The sequence below is a fragment of the Micromonospora pallida genome (assembly GCF_900090325.1).
Taxonomy (GTDB): Bacteria; Actinomycetota; Actinomycetes; order Mycobacteriales; family Micromonosporaceae; genus Micromonospora; species Micromonospora pallida.
On the sequence record NZ_FMHW01000002.1, the window covers coordinates 4,793,880 to 4,813,383 of the forward strand.

Annotated in this window: 19 protein-coding genes, 1 tRNA gene and 1 other RNA gene; 6 read left to right on the plus strand and 15 right to left on the minus strand. The window is 70.7% G+C overall.

What is annotated here, in order from left to right; translation table 11 throughout:
• Positions 1–195 precede the first annotated feature (195 nt).
• The 4 genes from GA0074692_RS19745 to GA0074692_RS19760 form a co-directional block, all read right to left on the minus strand.
• Complete coding sequence (locus GA0074692_RS19745) at positions 196–1,383, minus strand: hypothetical protein (protein ID WP_091646687.1); 1,188 nt, start codon at positions 1,381–1,383, stop codon at positions 196–198.
• A gap of 146 nt (positions 1,384–1,529) precedes the next feature.
• Complete coding sequence (locus tag GA0074692_RS19750) at positions 1,530–1,835, minus strand: DUF2470 domain-containing protein (protein WP_245730382.1); 306 nt, start codon at positions 1,833–1,835, stop codon at positions 1,530–1,532.
• A complete protein-coding gene (locus GA0074692_RS19755) occupies positions 1,832–2,473 on the minus strand; it encodes a biliverdin-producing heme oxygenase (protein WP_091646688.1) in 642 nt (213 codons plus the stop codon). The genes GA0074692_RS19750 and GA0074692_RS19755 overlap by 4 nt, the downstream gene beginning before the upstream one ends.
• Before the next feature lie 64 nt (positions 2,474–2,537).
• On the minus strand, positions 2,538–3,599 hold the full coding sequence (locus GA0074692_RS19760; RefSeq protein ID WP_176738512.1) for a hypothetical protein: 1,062 nt from the start codon (positions 3,597–3,599) through the stop codon (positions 2,538–2,540).
• A 163-nt stretch (positions 3,600–3,762) separates the two neighbouring features.
• Between GA0074692_RS19760 and GA0074692_RS34845 the strand changes: the two genes are divergently transcribed.
• The gene (locus GA0074692_RS34845; RefSeq protein ID WP_218106694.1) at positions 3,763–4,641 is read left to right on the plus strand and encodes a nucleotidyltransferase domain-containing protein; all 879 of its coding nucleotides are present in this window, start codon (positions 3,763–3,765) and stop codon (positions 4,639–4,641) included.
• A gap of 359 nt (positions 4,642–5,000) precedes the next feature.
• Here the strand turns inward: GA0074692_RS34845 and GA0074692_RS19770 are convergent.
• Both GA0074692_RS19770 and GA0074692_RS19775 read right to left on the minus strand, forming a co-directional pair.
• Positions 5,001–5,073, minus strand: a tRNA-Ala gene (locus tag GA0074692_RS19770).
• A gap of 87 nt (positions 5,074–5,160) precedes the next feature.
• The gene (locus GA0074692_RS19775) at positions 5,161–5,751 is read right to left on the minus strand and encodes a YqgE/AlgH family protein (protein WP_091653776.1); all 591 of its coding nucleotides are present in this window, start codon (positions 5,749–5,751) and stop codon (positions 5,161–5,163) included.
• Positions 5,752–5,952: 201 nt separating this feature from the next.
• Here GA0074692_RS19775 and GA0074692_RS19780 point away from each other — a divergent pair, with 201 nt between their 5' ends.
• Both GA0074692_RS19780 and mdlC read left to right on the plus strand, forming a co-directional pair.
• Positions 5,953–6,756 carry an S-methyl-5'-thioadenosine phosphorylase gene (locus GA0074692_RS19780; RefSeq protein WP_091646691.1) on the plus strand — a complete coding sequence of 268 codons (804 nt, stop codon included), beginning with the start codon at positions 5,953–5,955 and terminating at the stop codon, positions 6,754–6,756.
• 140 nt (positions 6,757–6,896) lie between these two features.
• The gene (gene mdlC, locus GA0074692_RS19785; RefSeq protein ID WP_091646692.1) at positions 6,897–8,492 is read left to right on the plus strand and encodes a benzoylformate decarboxylase; all 1,596 of its coding nucleotides are present in this window, start codon (positions 6,897–6,899) and stop codon (positions 8,490–8,492) included.
• 141 nt (positions 8,493–8,633) lie between these two features.
• Here mdlC and GA0074692_RS19790 read toward each other — a convergent pair whose 3' ends face one another.
• From GA0074692_RS19790 to pruA, 8 genes are all read right to left on the minus strand, one after another.
• Positions 8,634–9,587: a hypothetical protein gene (locus tag GA0074692_RS19790; RefSeq protein ID WP_091646693.1), complete on the minus strand. Its 954-nt coding sequence runs from the start codon at positions 9,585–9,587 to the stop codon at positions 8,634–8,636.
• A 161-nt stretch (positions 9,588–9,748) separates the two neighbouring features.
• Positions 9,749–10,124, minus strand: a transfer-messenger RNA (tmRNA) gene (ssrA, locus tag GA0074692_RS19795).
• 104 nt (positions 10,125–10,228) lie between these two features.
• On the minus strand, positions 10,229–10,708 hold the full coding sequence (gene smpB, locus GA0074692_RS19800; RefSeq protein ID WP_091646694.1) for an SsrA-binding protein SmpB: 480 nt from the start codon (positions 10,706–10,708) through the stop codon (positions 10,229–10,231).
• A gap of 132 nt (positions 10,709–10,840) precedes the next feature.
• Complete coding sequence (gene ftsX, locus GA0074692_RS19805; RefSeq protein ID WP_091646695.1) at positions 10,841–11,716, minus strand: permease-like cell division protein FtsX; 876 nt, start codon at positions 11,714–11,716, stop codon at positions 10,841–10,843.
• Between the two features lie 122 nt (positions 11,717–11,838).
• A complete protein-coding gene (ftsE, locus tag GA0074692_RS19810; RefSeq protein WP_091646696.1) occupies positions 11,839–12,519 on the minus strand; it encodes a cell division ATP-binding protein FtsE in 681 nt (226 codons plus the stop codon).
• A 119-nt stretch (positions 12,520–12,638) separates the two neighbouring features.
• Positions 12,639–13,760, minus strand: a complete 1,122-nt coding sequence (prfB, locus tag GA0074692_RS19815; RefSeq protein WP_091646697.1) for a peptide chain release factor 2 — start codon at positions 13,758–13,760, stop codon at positions 12,639–12,641.
• Between the two features lie 185 nt (positions 13,761–13,945).
• Positions 13,946–14,464: a PadR family transcriptional regulator gene (locus GA0074692_RS19820; protein WP_091653779.1), complete on the minus strand. Its 519-nt coding sequence runs from the start codon at positions 14,462–14,464 to the stop codon at positions 13,946–13,948.
• 319 nt (positions 14,465–14,783) lie between these two features.
• Positions 14,784–16,412, minus strand: coding sequence for an L-glutamate gamma-semialdehyde dehydrogenase (gene pruA / locus GA0074692_RS19825; RefSeq protein ID WP_091646698.1), 1,629 nt, complete (start codon positions 16,410–16,412; stop codon positions 14,784–14,786).
• A gap of 347 nt (positions 16,413–16,759) precedes the next feature.
• Here pruA and GA0074692_RS19830 point away from each other — a divergent pair, with 347 nt between their 5' ends.
• The gene (locus GA0074692_RS19830; RefSeq protein WP_091646699.1) at positions 16,760–17,794 is read left to right on the plus strand and encodes a hypothetical protein; all 1,035 of its coding nucleotides are present in this window, start codon (positions 16,760–16,762) and stop codon (positions 17,792–17,794) included.
• 18 nt (positions 17,795–17,812) lie between these two features.
• Here GA0074692_RS19830 and GA0074692_RS19835 read toward each other — a convergent pair whose 3' ends face one another.
• Entirely contained in the window at positions 17,813–18,322 is a 510-nt protein-coding gene (locus GA0074692_RS19835) for a DUF6912 family protein (RefSeq protein WP_091646700.1), read from the minus strand.
• Between the two features lie 199 nt (positions 18,323–18,521).
• Between GA0074692_RS19835 and GA0074692_RS19840 the strand changes: the two genes are divergently transcribed.
• Positions 18,522–18,752 carry a helix-turn-helix domain-containing protein gene (locus tag GA0074692_RS19840; RefSeq protein ID WP_091646701.1) on the plus strand — a complete coding sequence of 77 codons (231 nt, stop codon included), beginning with the start codon at positions 18,522–18,524 and terminating at the stop codon, positions 18,750–18,752.
• A gap of 102 nt (positions 18,753–18,854) precedes the next feature.
• Positions 18,855–19,448, plus strand: a complete 594-nt coding sequence (locus GA0074692_RS19845; protein WP_091646702.1) for an Rv3235 family protein — start codon at positions 18,855–18,857, stop codon at positions 19,446–19,448.
• Positions 19,449–19,504 lie beyond the last annotated feature (56 nt).

A 19,504-nucleotide genomic window follows, 5' to 3' on the forward strand; every position in this document is an offset into this window, starting at 1 on the left:
CCGCCCAGGTGGGGGCCCGCAGCGGCTCGGCGGACAGACTTCGGTGCAGTCCTTCCTGCACCTACGGGCAGCGCCGACCGCACCCGCGTCCTGCGGCACCTGCCGGCGTAGGCGCCTCCTGCGGGGCGGCGGACCGGCGCAGGCGCGTCGCACGGGAAACGGGCCGCACGCCCGCCGCCGGCCGTCCGCGATGGCTCAGTCCAGGACCCGGACCGTCATGCCGTCCGAGCAGCGCCGGACCACCGCGACCAGGCTGGCCTGGTGGCTCGCCTTGACCGGGGTGACGGTGAAGTGCGCCTTGCGGCCCTTGCCGTGCCGCACCACGTAGCTCTCCGCTTCGCCACCCACCCACAGGTCGCCGAACGTCTTCAGCACGTTGTAGATCGGGGTGTTCATGTCGTTCTCGTCGACGTAGAACATCACCAGGTCCTTGTACTGCACGTAGTGGGTGTACGCGCCCTCCGTGTCCAGGGTGGCGATGATCCCGGTGTTGTGGGCGTTGAGCCCCGAGTCGATGTTCACCTGCACGTCCACGCTGTCGCGGCTGACGTAGATCGTCACCCGCTCGCTGCGGTACGACTTCAGCGGCTGGTTCTTCATGGCCAACGCCATCCACTCGGCGAACTCGTCGAGGTCGATCCCCCAGCCACTGAGATGGACCTGCGCCTCGTCCCAGGCGAACGTCCCGGGCAGGTAGGCATTCGCCTCGGGGTTCAGGCTGAAGGTGACGCCGAGCCGGAACTGGTACGCCAGCCAGGGATACCGTTCCGCGGGTTCGGCGAACCGTACCCCCTGCTCCTTCGGGACGACGGTGACCTGCTCCTCGTCGTCGCTGGACTCGTCGTCGTAGACCTGCTCGTTGTCCTGCTCCACCTCCTCGGCGGCCAGGTGGTCGCGCGCGTCGTGGGCGAGTTGCAGGCAGTCGGCCAGGAACGTGTCGATCACCTGGTCTTCGCGCAGGTGATCGACGGCAGCCTCCTGGAGTTCCTCGCGCCACAGCCGGAAGACGTCCGGATCGGCGGAGAGCACGTCGGTGAGCGCCGTGACGTCCTCGTCGTCGTCGACCCGCTGGGGCACGTCCACGTCCGGGAAGCGGTGGGCGGTCCGTTCCAGCGCGGTGAGCATCGCCGGGTCGTCCCACGGCCGTTGCAGGCGTCGGTGGAAGACCTCCATGGTCTGCGTGAGGTCCTCGGCGTGGGCGTTGGTGACGAGCAGGTACTCCAGGGCGCGGATCAGGTCGTGCGAGTCCGGGTACCGCTCCTTGACCCACCGGCCGAACATGCGCGTCCCGTAGTCACCGTCGAGGACGGTGGCGAACTCCACGGCGGCGAAGTAGGCCGGTTCGTCCGCAGCGTCGTTCCAGTAGGTCTCTCGCCAGGTCATGACCGCTCTCTTCACTCGGCGACAGTCAACGCGGCCACAATGGCGCAGTCGGGGGCGTCGCCGGCACGCACGCCCGGCGGTCTTCGGGGCAGTCCCTACTGCCTCAGCGGGCAACCACCCACCGCACGCCGGGTCGGGCGGTGCGGTCAGGAGGCGTCAGCGCGCGGGGTGACGCCCAGCGTCTCGCACGCCTCGCGGTACATCCGGGCAGCCTCGGCCCGGATCTGACGCCGTTCGGTGAGCCGGGCACGGAACGGGATCCGTACCGGCACCGGCGCGCCGTCGACCGTGGCGACGAACTCCATCGCCTCGTCGTCCATTCCGGACACCCGTGCGGCGGTGGCCCGGGGCTGGCCGCCGAGCCCCTGGCAGATGATCCGACAGTCGTCGGCGTGGTCGTCGTTCATGTGGCGGGCCACCGCGGCCACCACGTCCGGGCCGAAGGTCGTCACGCGGCGGCCCTCGGCAGGACGGACCGGCCCAGTTCGGCCAGCATCGCGGTGTTCAACCGGTACGCCCACGACACCTCGTCCAGGAAGCGCTGCCGCTCGACCTCGTCCCAGGGCACCTCGTCGAGACGGGTCCGGTAGCGCTCCTTGAACGCTCGCGCCTCGATACCGGGGAAGAGGAAGAACCGGACGCCGTCCTCGGCGAAGCCGAACGACCGCCGCAGCGCGCGTAGCATGATCTGCCCTCCGGACAGGTCACCGAGATACCGGGTGTAGTGGTGCGCGACGTAGCCCGCCGGCCAGGTGAAGGCGATCTCCCGCAGCCGGGCCTGGTACTCCCTGGTCGCCGGGCCAGGCGTGATCCGCATGGCCCAGTCCGGGCCGTGCAGGAACTCCAGGTCGGCCGCGAGCGCCGGCAGTCGGTGCAACTCGTCGACGACGAAGGGACCGGCGACCGGGTCCGTACGCATCACGTCCGCCGCTTCCTCGAGCGTCTGATAGACGAAGAAGAGCTGCTCGGACAGGGCCGCGTAACCGGCCCGGTCCAGCCGGCCGGCCAGCAGGGCGTCGAAGTACCCGAGGTGCTGCGCCGCCCGATGGTCCGACCTGGTCCGCTCCCGCAGTTCCGCCGCGAAACCCATTCACCCACCTCCAGTTAGGGTAGCCTAACTTCAAAGATCACCCAGGGGAAGGGACGGCGGGTCGTCACCGACGGTTCGTGGCGTGGTTGCTCAGCCCTCGGTCACCGGAGAGCAGCCGGATGTCGCGGACGGACGAGCGGGGGAAGACCACCCGTCCGAGCGGCGCGAAGTCAGGGGTGAACACGTCGATGAAGCCGTTGTCGTGGTCGCGGTCCACGTACTCCTCGGCGAACATCGACGCGCCGACGAGCAGGTGGCGGCCGTCGTAGGCGAGGCCACGACCGAAGCCCTCGGTGGGCAACAGGTCGACGCCGTCCAGCGCGACGGTCTGCTCGACCGACCGGCAGACGAGCATGCCCCGCTCGTGGATCACCACGTTGTGGCAGCACGACCCGCCGGCCGGCACGACCTCCCGCAACCGGAACTCCTCGTCCAGCAGCCACACGTCGCTCTTGCGGCCGGTCCCGGCGTAGTGGTTGTGCGCCACGACGAAGATCGTGTCGCCGTTCCGGTAGATCGAGTTGAAGTGCCGATAGTGCGGGGAGAGGCGGCCCTTGCGGTCGTCCGGCGTCAATTGGATCGTGCGGTGGCGGGTCGACCAGTGCCGGCCGATCGTACGCTCGACGGCCGGGTAGCACAGCAGCCGATTGCGCAGGGTGTCCACCAGGATCAGTTCGTCATCGATGAAGTCGATCTGGTGGATCCAGCGGTTCAGTCCGTACAGGTGGGTGACCAGCCGCCACCCCTCCCCCGGCTCCGGGACGTGCCCGGCGTCGAGCGGAAGGGAAATGATCCGACCGTGCCGCCCGGTGATCTGGAAAGCGTAGAGCCACCCGTCACGCAGGGTCAGGCCGAAATGCCGGCCCGGGGAGATCATGCGCGGTCGGCCGTCACTCCACACGACGATGCCGTTGCTGGTGGAGACGACGAAGGACAGGTCCGCCGGAAGGTCACCGACCGCGTGGGGTGTGCCGGTCCAGGGGGTCGGCGGCGGCCTGTCGGTGGCCCTGGCCAGTTCCCAACGACCCACGACCCGATCAGCGCCGAACGCGTCGGCGAAGCGGTCGTACCACGCGGAGAACCGGGTACGCCGCGCCTCGGCCGGCACCCGACGGAACGCCTTCACGCCCACACCCCCACCAATCGATGATCGAAATGGCTGGAAACGGGATTCCCATTTTGTCGTTCACTGTGGGGATATCAACCCCCACAACCACCGGAGGTGGAATCATATACCAACATCGATGCTTTTACCCCACAGTCCGCCAATGACGCAAACATCATCTTCGATGACCGAAGCACCCGCCCGTGGCACGTTGATCCGCTCCGCCGATGCCGGCAGGCGAACAGCGGCCGGCGACGCTGATAGTTTTCGCAGCATGGTGGAGACGACGGTCGCCCGGTACCTGGCCGCGGTGGACACCGTCCTGCCCGGCTTCGTGGAGCTGCTGTACCTGACCGGCTCGATCGCGCTCGATGCGTACCAGCCGGGGGTGAGCGACATCGACACGCTGATCGTCACGTCCCGCCGCCCGAGTCCCGAGGATCTCGCCGCGCTGGCGACCGTGCACGCCAACATGCCGCCGAAGCCGCACCTCGATGGCGTGTACCTCGACCGGGAGACCTTCCGCCAGCAGCCCGCCGACTGCCGGGTGGTGCCGTTCGTCGTCGACGGGCGGTTCCGGACCGACCAGCCCTGTGGGGACCTCAACCCCGTACTCTGGCTGGTCCTCACGAAGTACGGACAGGCGGTCCGGGGGCCAGCCGTGGCCGACCTGGGCCTGACCGTCGACCACGACGAACTGCGCCGCTTCAACCTCGACAACCTGGCGACCTTCTGGCTACCGCTGGCCGCGAACCTCCGGGCGGCGGTCGCCGACGCACCGGACGACACGCCGGCCGAAGCCACGAGGGTGGGCGCCGACGGCGTGGTGTGGTGCGCGCTCGGACCCGCGCGCCTGCACTTCACGCTGGCCCACGAGGACATCGTCTCGAAGGCCGGCGCCGCCGCCTACCTGGCCGAGATCCTTCCCGCGTACGCGCCACTGGCGGACCGCGCGCTCCGTTGGCGTCGGGGTGAGCCGGTCGCGCTGACCGCAGCCGACGCCCGCGCTGCGGCCGACTCCGTCGAGGCCGTCGTGGCGGACGCCTTCCGACGCTGGGCCTGACCGCACGGGCGCGCGGAACCCGCACCCGGACGCCCCTGCCCGCACCAGGGCCGCTCCAGACCGCCCCACTACCCGGTCGGCGCTTCGGACAGGTTGCGGTCGATATTCTCGGCGTGGAATAGGGCCTGCCGAAGTAGCCGTCGGACGTGCTCGTCGGCGGCCGAGTCGGACAGCTTCTCGAAGATGGCCCTGGCGCGCTGCCAGCTCTCCCGCGCCGTGGCGGTGTCGCCGAGCTGGAGACTGGTCTCGCCGATGATTTGCGCCCGCCACTGACCAGGGAAGTCAGCAGTGCCACCAGGCCGGACACAACGAACGCCCTGGTTCGGGATTCGGTCCCGTACCAGGGCGTTTCACAAGGGTGGAGCCGAGGGGACTCGAACCCCTGACCCCCACACTGCCAGTGTGGTGCGCTACCAGCTGCGCCACGGCCCCTTGCGGATGTCCCCGGTCGCCCGGGCACGGACGAAACTATACACACACCGGTTCGCATGGTCATCTCACGGGGGTACCCGGCGAGCGTCAGTTGAGCGACACGTCCGGAGGGAAGTGGGCCACGGCCGCCATCATCCCGCCTTGCCGGCGCAGCACCATCGGCCAGAGGTCGTCCGGACGGTCGACGAAGGCGTCGCCGGGCAGGGCGTCCATGACGAACCAGGACCCCTCCTCGATCTCCTGCTCCAACTGCCCGGCGCCCCAGCCGGAGTAACCGGCGAAAACCCGGATCCCGGAGATGTTCTCCCGCATCCGCTCCGGGTCGACCGAGAGGTCGATCGTCCCCACCGCCCCGAGCACCTGGTGGAAGCCCTTGAGCCGGCGGACCGGTTGGCGCATCCGGGCAAGGCAGATGGCAGAGTCGGGTTGCACCGGGCCGCCCTCGAAGAGCACCGCCGGATCGCGGGCCAACGCGCTCCAGTCCCCGAGCACCTCGGCGACGGGTACCTCGGTGGCCCGGTTGAGCACCACACCCAACGCCCCGCCCGGTTCGTGCGCGACCAGCAGCACCACGGTGCGGTCGAAGTTGGGATCCTTCAGAGCCGGGGTCGCGACCAACAACTGCCCGGTCATCGAGGCCATGGAACGACCGCCGATCGCCTGTCCCTCACCCTGCATGCCGCCCATCCCCTAACCGCGTGCCGCGACGCGGTCACGCCACCCCGGAACCTGCTGCCAGGACGGCGTCGAGCGCACCGGGGCGGCCCGGTCCACCGGGAACTTCCGTGTTCTCAACGCCATGCCTGGCACCATAGCCTGCACCTTGCACGGTGGCTAAGGTCTGACCGGCGGGTAGTGAAACGAGTTTGGGGAGAATCGATGGATCCAACGGCGGAGATCGCTGTCATCGGCGGTTCAGGTCTCTACGCCCTGCTCGACAACGCGGTGGAACACCGGGTGGAGACACCGTACGGTCCGCCGTCGGACGCGATCACGGTGGCCGAGGTGGGCGGCCGCCCGGTGGCCTTCCTGCCCCGACACGGCCGCGACCACCGGCACCCGCCGCACCTGATTCCCTACCGGGCCAACATGTGGGCGTTGCGCTCGCTGGGGGTACGCCGGGTGCTGGCGCCCTGCGCGGTCGGCGGGCTCCGTCCAGAGCTGGGTCCGGGCACCTTCGTCGTGCCGGACCAGTTGATCGACCGGACCAGCGGCCGGACGCAGACCTACTACGACCGGGGCGCGGTGCACGTCTCCTTCGCCGACCCGTACTGCCCGGCCGGGCGGCGGACGCTGCTCGACGCGGCTGCCGGCCGGGGGGTGTCGGCGGTGGACGGCGGCACGGTGGTGGTGGTCGAGGGGCCGCGCTTCTCCACCCGCGCCGAGTCCCGCTGGTTCACCGCGATCGGCGGCTCGGTGGTCAACATGACTGGCCACCCGGAGGCCGTCCTCGCCCGCGAGCTGGCGCTCTGCTACACCTCCATCGCCCTGGTCACCGACCTGGACGCCGGTGTGGAGGGCGGCCACGCGGTGACCCACGAGGAGGTGTTCCGGGTCTTCGGCGAGAACACCGACCGGCTGCGGGGGATCCTGCTGGACGCGGTCGCCGCCCTGCCCGCCGAGCGGGCCTGCACGTGCGCCGCCGCGCTGGACGGCATCAAGCTGCCCTTCCCGCTGCCCTGACGACTGTCGCCACCGAAGAGGGTCATTGGCGGATTGCCGGAATGATCCCCTGCCGCACTGGTTAGATTCGTCCGGTCGGGGCCGGCTCACGCCGCCCCGACCTCGGACGATCGACCGGACGAGGGCACGGAGGCCGACCGATGGCGACGGTCCGCGACACCAGCTACGAGTTGCTCCGCGCCCTCGGCATGACCACCGTCTTCGGTAATCCCGGCTCCACCGAGCAACCCTTCCTCCAGGACTTCCCGGCGGACTTCCGCTACGTGCACGCCCTTCAGGAGGCCTCGGCGGTGGCGATGGCCGACGGGTACGCCCAGGCGACCCGCCGGCCCGCGCACGTCAACCTGCACACCGCGCCGGGCACCGGCAACGGCATGGGCAACCTGGTCACCGCCTGGCACAACCGGACCCCGCTGGTCGTCACCGCCGGCCAGCAGACCCGCCAGATGCTGCTGACCGAGCCGCGTCTGGCCAGCCCTCGGGCGACCGAGCTGGTCCACCCGTACGTGAAGTGGAGCCACGAGCCGGCCCGTCCGCAGGACATTCCGGCGGCCCTGATGCGGGCGTACGCCACGGCGGTGCAGCCGCCGGCCGGGCCGGTCTTCCTCTCCCTGCCGCTGGACGACTGGCACCACCCGGCCGACCCGCCGCCGCAGGTCCGTACCGTGGCGACCCGCGTCGCCCCCGACCCCGTCCGGCTACGGGAGTTCGCCGGGATCCTGGCCGGCAGCCGCGACCCGGTGCTGGTGCTCGGGCCGGCCGTGGACCGGGCGGACGGCTGGCCAGCGGCGGTCGCCCTGGCCGAACGGCTCGGCTGTCCGGTCTGGTCCGCACCGGCCCCGGAACGGGCGGTTTTTCCCGAGGATCACCCGCAGTTCCAGGGCGTCCTCCCGTACGCGATCGGCCCGCTCGCCGAACGGCTGCGCGGCCACGACACGGTGCTGGTCGTCGGTGCGCCGGTGTTCCGTTACTACCCGCACGTCCCGGGTGAGTACCTGCCGCCGGGGGCCCGGCTGCTGCACGTCACCGACGACCCCGGCGAGGCGGCCCGCGCCCCGGTCGGGGACAGCCTGATCGGCGACGCCCGGCTCACCGCCGAGGCGCTGCACGACCTGCTGCCGCCGACACGTCGGACGCCCCCACCGCCCCGGGCGGACCCGCCACCGCCGGAGGTCGGGGTGCCACTGAGCGCGGACGCGTTCTTCGCCACGCTGGGCGGGAACTGGCCGGCCGACGGGGTGCTCGTGCAGGAGTCCCCCTCGAACCTGGCCGCGTTGCGCCGGCACGTACGGATCCGCCGGCCGGCGTCCTACTTCACCATGGCCAGCGGCGGGTTGGGGTTCGGGCTGCCCGCCGCGGTGGGCATCGCGCTCGCGGAACGGGACACCGGGCGCGGCCGGCCGGTGGTGGCGGTGATCGGGGACGGCTCGTTCCACTACTCCGTGCAGGCCCTGTGGACCGCCGCCCAATTGAACCTGCCGCTGGTCGTGCTGGTCCCGGTCAACCGCCACTACGCCATCCTGAAGGCGTTCGCCGAGCACAAGCAGACCCCCGGCGTCCCCGGACTGGACCTGCCCGGGCTGGACGTCACCGCGATCGCGGGCGGCTACGGCTGCGCCGCGACCGTGGCCGGCACCCCGGACGAGATCGCGGCAGCCCTCGCCACCGGGCTGCGGGCGGACCGGCCCACGGTCGTCCCGGTGCCGATCGACACCGAGATACCGGCCCTGCTCTGAGCCGGTCGGCACTGCGTCCGGGCCCGGGCCCTCTGGCCGATACCACGGCCGATCCGCCCGGCCGGCACTGCTGGTGGGCCCTGCGGGTCTTTGCGCCGCGGTCGGGGTGGAGCGGCCCAACATCCACCCCGACCGCGCGACTCATCCGCCGAGCAACGACACCGGCGACCCGGTCACCACGTCCAGCACCGCGCGGCTGCCCAGCGGCGCCTTGAGGGTCGCGCTGACCGGCTCGAGCTTCAGCTGGTCGGTGCAGACTCCGGTGCCCCGGGTCACCCCGGCACCGACCACCACCACGTCGTCGAACTCGGCCACCAGCGGCTCGACGCCGGTGTCGCAGGCGCCCACACCGACCCGCCAGGTCAGCTCGGCCCCCTCGATCGAAACGACGTTCTGGGCGGCGGCCAGCTCCGGAGCGGGCGGCCCGCTCGGACCGGCACCCGCCGGCACGGCGCTGACCGCACTCGGCGCCACGGCCACCCGGGCGACCGGCACGGCGAGTTCCTCGACGGTGAACAGCCAGGCCGGCACGGTGGCCTCGCCCCGGCTGGTGCGCAGCTCCACGGTGCCGAGCTTGACGCCGGTGACGGTCAGCGCCGTGCAGGGCGCCGCCGCAGGGCTGTCCGAGACCGGCCCGTCCGGGCCCGGCCCGTCCGGGCCCGGCTCGACCGTCGGTCCGGGGACCTTCGGCCGGCCCGGGCAGGGCGGCGGGTCGCCCAGGTCCAGCTGCTTGTACGCCTCGGCCGCGCTGACCAGCGGTACGTCGAGCGTGCCGTCCGGGAAGCGTACGGTGCCCCCGGCCACCCGGGTCGGCGGAATGGCGGCCTGTTCCCGGTACCAGCCGGCCTGGAAGGCCTGCTTGGTTTCGGGGGAGAACTTCGGGTCCCCGGCGAGGACGGTGGGGTCCTCCAGGGGGACGTAGGCGGTCGTCCAGGCCGGGCCGGGCTGCCACGCCTCGGAGACCTCGGCGGCCCGCCGGTGGAACGACTCCCACCGCTCGTCCGGATCGGCCGGCGTGCTGGTCCCGTTCTGGGCGCAGCCGGTCAGGGCCAGCAGGATCGGCAGGCCCAGCAGCAGAGTCACTCGTCGACGCATGCCGGTTCGACGTACGCCGCCCCGCCTCCGGTTCCCGACTCTCGGGGAAGACAGCTTTCGGGACAGACGGCCCTCGGGGACGGACGGCTCTCGGGGGCAGACAGCTCTCGGGGGCAGACAGCGATGCGCCCCGGTCCCTGGGGACCGGGGCGCATCATGGCTGGTGGAGGTGCCGGGAATCGAACCCGGGTCCTTCGCCGCCTTGTCAGGGCTTCTCCGAGCGCAGCTCGCTGTGCCTCTACTCGGCCCCTCCGATCACGCGAGCGAGTCGGTGTGACGGGCCCAGTCGCTGATTAATCTCGCCGCACGGACCCCGCGACCGGGTCCGGTTGGCCAGCCTTCTAGCTGATGCCGGCTAACTGGGTCGAAGGCGCTCCCAGGCCGACAGACTCACTACTCGCCTCAGGCGGCGAGAGCGAAGTCAGCGCGATTGTTCTTGGCGCTTATTGGTTTCCGACGACCGATTCACGAGACGACGTCGGCTTCCTCGGCTCGCTTCCCCTGACGCCACGCACGAAGTCGAAACCTGTCACCCCCTTGAGTGGCTGCCCCTGTCGGCAGCTCCACCAAGCCTAACGCCTCCCGCAACGGGTTTCATCCCGAGCCCCGGCCCTACTGGCGAGCCGGACAAATGGGATGAATCACTCACCCATGCCCTTGCTTCGCCGACCCAGCGCCCGGTTGATCTCCCGGTCCGCGTCCCGCTTGGCCAGGTCCTGGCGCTTGTCGTACGCCTTCTTGCCCTTGACCAGCGCGATCTCGACCTTGGCCCAGCCGTCGGAGAAGTAGACCTGCAACGGCACCAGGGTGAGACCGTCCTCCCGGGTCTTGCCGAGCAGCCGGTCGATCTCCAGGCGCTTGAGCAGCAGCTTCCGGGTCCGCCGGGGCTCGTGGTTGGTCCAGGTGCCCTGGACGTACTCCGGGATGTGCATGCCGTGCAGGAACAGTTCGCCGTCGCGCTCCTGGGCGAACGCGTCCACCAGTGACGCGCGACCCGCGCGCAGCGACTTCACCTCCGTACCGGTCAGCGCCATGCCCGCCTCGTACGTGTCGAGGACGCTGTAGTCGTGCCGGGCCCGGCGGTTGGAGGCGACGACCTTGCGCCCCTTCTCCCGTGGCATCGGCCCACACCCCTTCCATGATCGACCCGGCGGACAGCCCGCCCATGTTACCTGAACGGAAAGGACCCTCCGGCACCATTTGTTCCCGGTGCCGGAGGGTCCTTCACCGCCCGGAGATGACCCGTACCGTAACTAGACCCGCAGGTAGAAGCGGAGCGTGACCCACGCGGTGACCGCGCTGACCAGGCCACCCACGCCCGCCATTATCGGGAACATGATCAGGATGTCGCCCCAACTGACCGGGGAGAGCAGCCCCTGGAGGGACTGCAACGATCCGTCGAAGACGAACTGTTTCGCTCCGATCAGGGCGAGCAGGCCGAGCAGCGAACCGATCAGACCGGCGACCACGGCCTCGAGCACGAACGGCGCCTGGATGAACCAGTTGGACGCGCCGACGAGCTTCATGACCGCAACCTCACGCCGCTTGCTGTACGCGGCGACCTGGATCGTGTTGGCGACCAGGAGCAGGGCCGCGATGGCCATCACGGCGGCGGCGGCAAGCGCGATGTTCTGGATCGCGGTCAGGATGTTGAAGATCTTGTCGAGCAGCGCGCTCTGGTCGACGATCTCGTCGACCCCCTCGGTGTCCTTGTACTGGTCGTAGATCGACCGGTACTCCTGGGGGTTGGTCAGCTTGAGTCGGAACGACTCGGGCAGCACGTCCGCCTGGACGGCGCCGACCAGGTCCGGAGCGTCCTGGAACATCTGCTGGAAACGCTGGTACGCCTCGTCCTTGTTGACGTAGACGACCTCGTCGACCAGCGGGTCGCTCTCCAGCTCGGCCCGGAGCGCGTCCCGCTGTTCGGCGGGCACGTCGGCCTTCAGGAAGATCGAGACCTCGATGTTCTCGTAGTACAGGTCCTTCATGTCGGCGACCTGGCGGTACATCAGACCGCTGGCGCCGAGCATGGTCAGCGACACCGCCATCGTAATGATCATGGCGATGGTCATGGTCACGTTGCGCCACAGTCCGACCAGTACCTCGGACAGGACGTATTTAAAGCGCATCGGGGATTCCTCCGGCTCTCCGGCAAGTGTTCGTCATCAGATCGGGCGGCGGGCCGCAGGGGCCTTCGTTCGGCAGGCGGCGAGCCACGGGCCCGCCCCGGGGGCAGGGCGAGCGAACAGGCTCAGCCGTAGACGCCGCGGGCCTGGTCTCGCACGATGCGACCACTCTCGATCTCGACGACCCGGCGCCGCATCTGGTTGACGATGTTGGAGTCGTGCGTGACCATCACGACCGTTGTGCCGGTGCGGTTGATCCGGTCCAGCAGGCGCATGATCTCGATGGAGGTGTCCGGGTCCAGGTTTCCGGTCGGCTCGTCGGCCAGCAGGATCAGCGGCCGGTTCACGAACGCCCGCGCCACCGCGACCCGCTGCTGCTCACCACCGGAGAGCTCGTGCGGGTAGCGGTGCTCCTTGCCGCCGAGACCGACCAGCTCCAGCACCTCCGGCACGACCCGGCGGGCGACTGCCTTGGTCTTCCCGATCACCTCGAGGGCGAACGCCACGTTCTCGTACGCCGTGCGGTTGGGCAGCAGCCGGAAGTCCTGGAACACGCAGCCGATGGAGCGCCGGAACTGCGGCCGCTTCCAGGACCGCATGGACGTGACGTCCTTGGCGTTCACGATGACCCGCCCCTTGTTCGGGGTGACCTCGTGCAGCAAAAGCTTGATGATCGTGGACTTGCCGGAGCCAGAGGGGCCGATGAAGAAGACGAACTCGCCCTTTTCGATCGAGACCGACACGTTGTCGAGCGACGGGCGGGACGCCTTCGGGTACGTCTTCGTCACTTGCTCAAGCTGAATCACGGAGAGGGAGTCTACGCCGTGTGACCGGCGGGACGTCTTCCACGCCCCGCCGATGAGGCCGGTGTCATCAATTTAGTAGGTTACGCGCCAATCGATCAACGCGCTCCGCCCCGATTCGATCACGCATTGTCAGCAGCGAGTTGCCGCTGCTTGCGCCACCGGATGCCCGCCTCGATGAAGGCGTCCAGTTCACCGTCGAAGACCGAGGTCGGATTGCCGGTCTCGTGCTCGGTACGCAGATCCTTCACCATCTGATACGGGTGCAGGACGTACGACCGCATCTGGTCGCCCCACGAGCCGGCGGCGTCGGTCTTGAGCCCCTCCAGCTTGGCCTGCTCCTCCTGGCGCTTGCGCTCCAGCAGCCGGGCCTGGAGTACCCGCATCGCGGACGCCTTGTTCTGGAGCTGGGACTTCTCGTTCTGGCAGGTCACCACGATGCCGGTCGGGATGTGGGTGATCCGCACCGCCGAGTCGGTGGTGTTCACGCTCTGCCCGCCCGGCCCGGAGGACCGGTAGACGTCGATCCGCATCTCGTTCTCGGGGATGTCGATGTGGTCGGTCTGCTCCACCACCGGGAGCACCTCGACCCCGGCGAAGCTGGTCTGCCGCCGCCCCTGGTTGTCGAAGGGGCTGATCCGGACCAGCCGGTGGGTGCCGGACTCGACGCTGAGGGTCCCGTACGCGTACGGGACCTTCACCGCGAACGTGGCCGACTTCAGCCCGGCCTCCTCGGCGTACGAGGTCTCGTACACCTCGGTCGAGTAGCCGTGCCGCTCGGCCCAGCGCAGGTACATGCGCAGCAGCATCTCGGCGAAGTCCGCCGCGTCCACGCCGCCGGCCCCGGCCCGGATCGCCACCAGCGCCTCCCGGGAGTCGTACTCCCCGGAGAGCAGGGTCCGGACCTCCATCTCCTGAATGGCCTTGCCCAGTCCGGAGATCTCGGTCTCCACCTCACCGAGCACGCTGGAGTCCGACTCGGCCTCGGCCAGCTCCAACAGGACGCGGGCGTCGTCGAGTCGGGACCGCAGGCTGCCCAGCTTGCTGATCTCGCCGTTGACGTACGACAGCTGCGAGGTCACCTGCTGGGCACGGGCCTGGTCGTCCCACAGGTCCGGCGCGGAGGCCTCCTGCTCGAGCCGGACCTTTTCCTCACGCAACCGGTCGAGGTTGAGGACGGCCTCGATGTTGCGCAGGGTCGCGTCGAGTTCCTTGAGCTGTTCGGCGTAATCGGCAGCGGTCACGACAGCCAAGCGTACCGGCGCAGACGGCGACAGGCCCGCGTGCCCCGCGGTCGGGACGGAAAGCAGCCAGCCGGGGGCGTGGCAGGCCTGTCCGCCCCCGGTCGTGGGGGTGGGCCAGCGGCGTCGTACGGGTGGGTGGTGGGCTGGTGCGCGTCGGTTCCGGGTGGGGCCGGCGGCGGATCGGCTCAGCCGGGGACCGGGGCGTTCTTCAGCCAGGAGAGCGCGGCCTTGTGGTACGCGACCGCGAACTCCAGGGCGCTCGCGTCGAAGGCGGCACCGTCTTTCTTGGCGTTGCGTGCCTGCTCGCGAACGTTCGCCAGGGCCTCGGTGTGGTACTCGTTCGCGGAGGTGTAAAGGGTACGGAGCTGGCTGGCCGAGTGCAGTTCGCCGAAGGCGATCCGCAGCGCGACCGGGTTGCGGATGGTGTCCTTGCCCGGTCCCTCCGTCAGCCACCGGGAGAACGTCCGCTTCCCGGACGGGGTGATCGCGTAGGGCTGGCTGGAGCGCGGACCGGGCTTGCCCATCCGCACGAGTCCGCGCTCGGCCAGTACCGGCAACTCTCGGTAGACCTGACTGCGGGTCATCGACCAGTAGGGCGCCAGTCGGCGCTCGGCGGCGGCCATCAGTTGGCCGCCTGTCATGGGACCCTCGTGGAGCAGCCCGAGCAGGGCCGCCGCTGTGGGGTTGATTCCGGATTCCGCCATGCCCATTACGCTGCCACTTTGCTGACCCTGCGTCCAGGATTTCGCCCAATCAGCACGTCCCGCGACTTCCTTTGTGCACTGTCGGCGCACGACAGTCCGTTCGGGATGGTCGATGTTTTTGAGGAACTGGAGAACGGCTACTCATATGATCATCTGGTTACGCAGGGTACAGGATTTCCTCGATCGCCTGTCCGTTTTCAACCAGATTCCTCCTCGCCGCGTGACTCCGGTGGCATGCCGAAGGCCCCGTCACCGCCGTCGGTCGGCGGAACGGGGCCCGTCGGGATGGTGCCTTCGGGCGCCTCGCGCCCGGTCGGTCTCAGCCCATGTGCGGGTAGGTGTGATCCGTCGGTGGGACGAAAGTCTCCTTGATGGTCCTCGGCGACATCCAGCGGACCAGGTTGTGCCAGGAGCCGGCCTTGTCGTTGGTGCCGCTGGCCCGGGCACCCCCGAACGGCTGCTGCCCGACCACCGCGCCGGTCGGCTTGTCGTTGACGTAGAAGTTGCCGGCCGCGTACCGCATCTTCTCCGCGACCGCGTCCACCACCCGGCGGTCGGTGGCGAAGATCGACCCGGTCAGCGCGTACGGGGCCACCGACTCGGCCTGGGCGACCACGTCGTCGAAGCGGGCGTCGTCGAAGACGTGCACGCCGAGGATCGGACCGAAGTACTCGGTGGTGAAGGTCTCGTGCGTGCCGTCGGTGCACTCGAAGAGCGTCGGCCGGACGAACCAGCCCACCGAGTCGTCGGCGGTGCCACCTGCCAGGACCCGGCAACTGTCGTCAGAGGAGATCAGATCCAACGCGGCGGTGTGCCGGTCGAACGCCCTCGAGTCGATCACCGCGCCGCCGAAGTTCGCGAAGTCGGTCACGTCGCCGTAGGTCAGCGACTCGGCGGTGGCGGCCAGTCGGTCCCGCAGCCCGCCCTCCCAGATGGAGCGGGGGACGTACGCCCGCGACGCCGCCGAGCACTTCTGCCCCTGGTACTCGTAGGCGCCCCGGATCAGGGCAGTGTGCAGCGCGTCCACGTCGGCACTGGAGTGCGCCACCACGAAGTCCTTGCCGCCGGTCTCGCCGACCAGCCGGGGGTAGCCCCGGTACCGGGCGATGTTGTCGCCGACGGTCCGCCAGAGGTGCTGGAACACCTTGGTCGAGCCGGTGAAGTGGATGCCGGCCAGGTCAGGGTCGGCGAGGACCACCTCGGAGACCTCCTCACCGCGCCCGGTGACCATGTTGATCACACCGGGCGGCAGGCCGGCCGCCTCGAACAGGCGCATGGTGAAGTGCGCCGCGAGCTGCTGGGTCGGCGCGGGCTTCCAGACCACGGTGTTGCCGAGCAGCGCCGGGGCCGAGGGCAGGTTGCCGGCGATCGCGGTGAAGTTGAACGGGGTGATCGCGTAGACGAAGCCCTCCAGCGGGCGGTGGTCGAAGCGGTTCCACACCCCCGGCGACGACGCCGGCTGCTCCTCCAGCAACTTCCGTGCGAAGTGCACGTTGTACCGGAGAAAGTCGACGAACTCGCAGGCCGAGTCGATCTCGGCCTGGATCACCGTCTTCGACTGGCCTAGCATGGTGGCCGCGTTGAGGGTGTCCCGCCACGGGCCGGCGAGCAGTTCCGCCGCGCGCAGGAAGATCGCGGCCCGCTCCTCGAACGGCAGCGCCCGCCACATCGGGGCCGCGTCCAGGGACGCCTTGACCGCCGCTCGCGCGTCGGCGTGGTCGGCGTGCGCGGTGACCCCCAGCACGTGCCCGTGCCGGTGCGGCTGCACCACGTCGATCCGCTCGCCACCGGCCATCCGCTGCTCACCGGCGATGGTCATGGTCAGGTCCAGCCGTTCGGCGGCCAGCTCGGTGAGCCGCCGTTGGAGCCGTTCCCGGTCGGCACCGCCCGGCTCGTAGGCGCGTACCGGCTCGTTACGCGGTTCGGGTACGGAGAACACGGCGTCCATCACAGCTCCTGGCGATCTCGACGGCGGTGGCGAAACCGGACCCGCGGCCACCGACCGGACGGCCGGAAACCGGGCATGGCGCCTCACCGGGTCGCGGCGACGGGACCTGCCGGGATTCTCCCACGGCCACACCCGCCCACCTAGCGCCACCACGTCCCACCCGCCCGAGGTGGATGCAGGGGTCCCCTGCTCGGCAAAAAGCGGTAACAGGGGACCCCTGCTCACACCCGGGTCGGCCCGCAGGGCGGGCGCGTACCCTGGGGAGCCGGTGACCCGCTCGCCACCCTCCCGTACCCGTGCCCGTCGGTGGCGGGAAGCTGGCGCGCGTTCGCGTCGAAGGGAAGACGATGACCCAGCAGCCCGGCAGCTCGACGGCCGCGGACCCGGACCAGCCGGTCGACGGCCCGTCGACCGGGGAGACCGCCCCGTCGACCGGGGAGACCGTCGCCCCGGCGGGCCCGCCCGGACTCGCCCCGGCGGCCGTCGTCCTCGCGCTGGTCGCGCTCGGCTGGCTGGCCGCGATGCTGTGGTCCACCCGGGCGGCGATCACCTCCGCGCAGGCCGGCGTCACGGCGGTCAGCCTCTCCGCGTACGCGCTGCCCGGGGTCATCTCGGCGGCACTGGTCGCCGGAGGCGGGGTCGCGCTGGCGGTGACCAACCTGCTCGCCCGTCGGGGCGTCGACCGGGCCACCCTGCGCTTCGTCACGGCCACCGGAGCCGGCCTGCTCGTCGGGCTGCTCACCGCAGTGTCGATCAACCTCTTCTACGCCGACAACGCCACCACGAACGTGATCGCCGGCACCACCGCCGCGGCGGCCGTCGTCGGCGGCGCGCTGGCCGGTGCCCGCCACACCCCGGCGGTCGGTGCCGTGGTCACCGCCGCCCTGGCTGTCCTGGTCTTCGTGGTGGCGTTCAGCCGGGTCCGCGACCCGCTCTTCGGGCTCTACGGGGGCGACGGCACCCAGGAGGCCATGGTCGACGCGGCCCGCTGGGTCTCCCGCACCGAGTCCCTCCTCGTCGGGCTGGTGGCCGGGGTCGTCGCCTTCGGCTACCTCCGCCTGGCCCGCCGCCGGACGCTGCGGCGGGACCCGGACGCGCCGGCCGAGCGGTGGCCGGCGTACCTGGTGGCCGGGGCCGGACCAGGTCTGCTGCTGCTGCTCACCGAGGTGATCCTCCGGATCGGCGGACGCTCGCTGCTCGACCTCGCCGCCGCCCTCAGCGAGGCGGACGCGGTGGCCCAGACCACCCTGGGCACGTCCCGGATCGACAACGGCATCTGGGTGCTCTTCGTGGGCGCGCTGACCGCGTTGATCGCCTTCGGCCGTACGCTCGGCCCGGCCCGCGCCGACGACGAGGACGACGCCGACCCGGCCGACGACTGACCGCCGGGGGGCGTCGGGCTAGGCCACGGTACGCAGGAGCAGGTCCAGCTCGGACGGGTCGTACCACTCCAGCTCGTGGTCCTCCGTGCCGTCCACGGTGAACTGGGCGTCCGGGTCGCCGGCCAGCGCCTGGTCGACGACCTCCACGGCGGCGGCCACGTCCCCGGTCGCCTCCGCCCCGTCGACGTGCAGGGCGGCCACCGCCCGCGTCTCGACGGATCCGGTCAACTGGACGGTGCTGGAGCCGAGTTCGCCGTCGGGCCGGCCGAGCGCGGCGGCGGGCACGTCCACCGAGACCACCACCCGCCGCCGGGGTGCCGAGGGATCGTCCCGCAGCAGCCGCAGCGCGTCCTGGGCGGCCCGGGTGAAGGCCACGTACTCCAGCTCCTCCTCGTCGCCCTCGGCGTACCACTCGCGCAGGCCGGGGGTGACCGCGTGCGCCGTCCCGGCCGCCAGGCCCTCGTCGTGCAGCCGGGCCAGCATCGGCACGGTCGCCGGCACGTACACCCGGACAAGGTCGTCGGTCACGTCTTCCTCCCCGCTCGATGCCGGCCGATGACCCGGCCGGGACGCCGGCCGTGCCGGACGCCGTGACCGTAGTACACCCGGGGCGACCGGCGGAAAAGCCACCCCGGAGCCACGCCCGTACGCCATGGGGCCGACCGGTGCGCGTTGGGGCCGACCGGTGGCAAACTGAGGCGAACGCGGTCAACGTGAGGGGTCCGAGATGGAACCGAGGTTCCTACAGCTGTCCGACGTGGCAGCCGAACTCAACGTGTCCGACTCGCAGATCTACCACATGGTCCGCAGCGGAGAGCTGCCCGCCATCAAGATCGGTGGCCGGGGGCAGTGGCGGGTGGAACGCGCCCGACTCGAGGAGTACATCGAGCGCAAGTACGTCGAAACCGCCGAATGGGTGCAGGCCAACCCGCTCTCCGAGCGCGACGGCAACGAGTAACGCCTCGATCACCGAGGGACATTGACCGGGGCCGCTCCATGCCCGAAAATGAAAGCCTGTCGTAGGCAAACGTAGGCAAACGAAGGAATCAGGGGGAATCCGATGGCCGACTCCCGCCGCCCGGTGTCACCTCGTCCCCCGGTCCGCCTGCGCCCCGCGCCGCCCCTGGAGCCGCCGCTCGCCGACGACCAGCTCACCGACCTGTGGCCCCGCCCCACCGCCGCCCAGCTCGCCCTCGACCTGGTCGACGCCGGCCGACCCGGTCGGGGCCGGCCCGCTGGACGACCGGCCCAGCGCCCCACCGGGCCGCACCCGTCCCGACCGGCCACCCCCGCCGGGTCGTCCGCCACGGCCACCCCGGAGGCGCACCGCGCGGCGCACCGCTTCGTCGGCACCTGCCTCGAGGTCGTCAACGGCTACCGCCCGCCCGGCCAACTCCGGCCGCTCACCGACCCACTGCGGACGACCACCGTGCTGGAGCAACTCGCCGTGGCCACCGCCCGGCTCGGGCCGGTACGGCGGCGGGCCAGCCGGCCCGTGGTGCGACTGCGCCGGCTGCGGGTGTGTCAGCCGCAGCCGGCCGTGATCGAGGCCGCTGCCGTGATCGCCGCCCCGAACGGGCGCAGTTGGGCGATGGCCGTGCGCCTGGAGCGGCGCGGCCCCGGCTGGATCTGCGCCTTCCTCCAGATCCTTTGACCCGACCGGCCGTGGCATGGGCCGCGAACCGACCGGCCGTGGCATGGGCCGCGAAC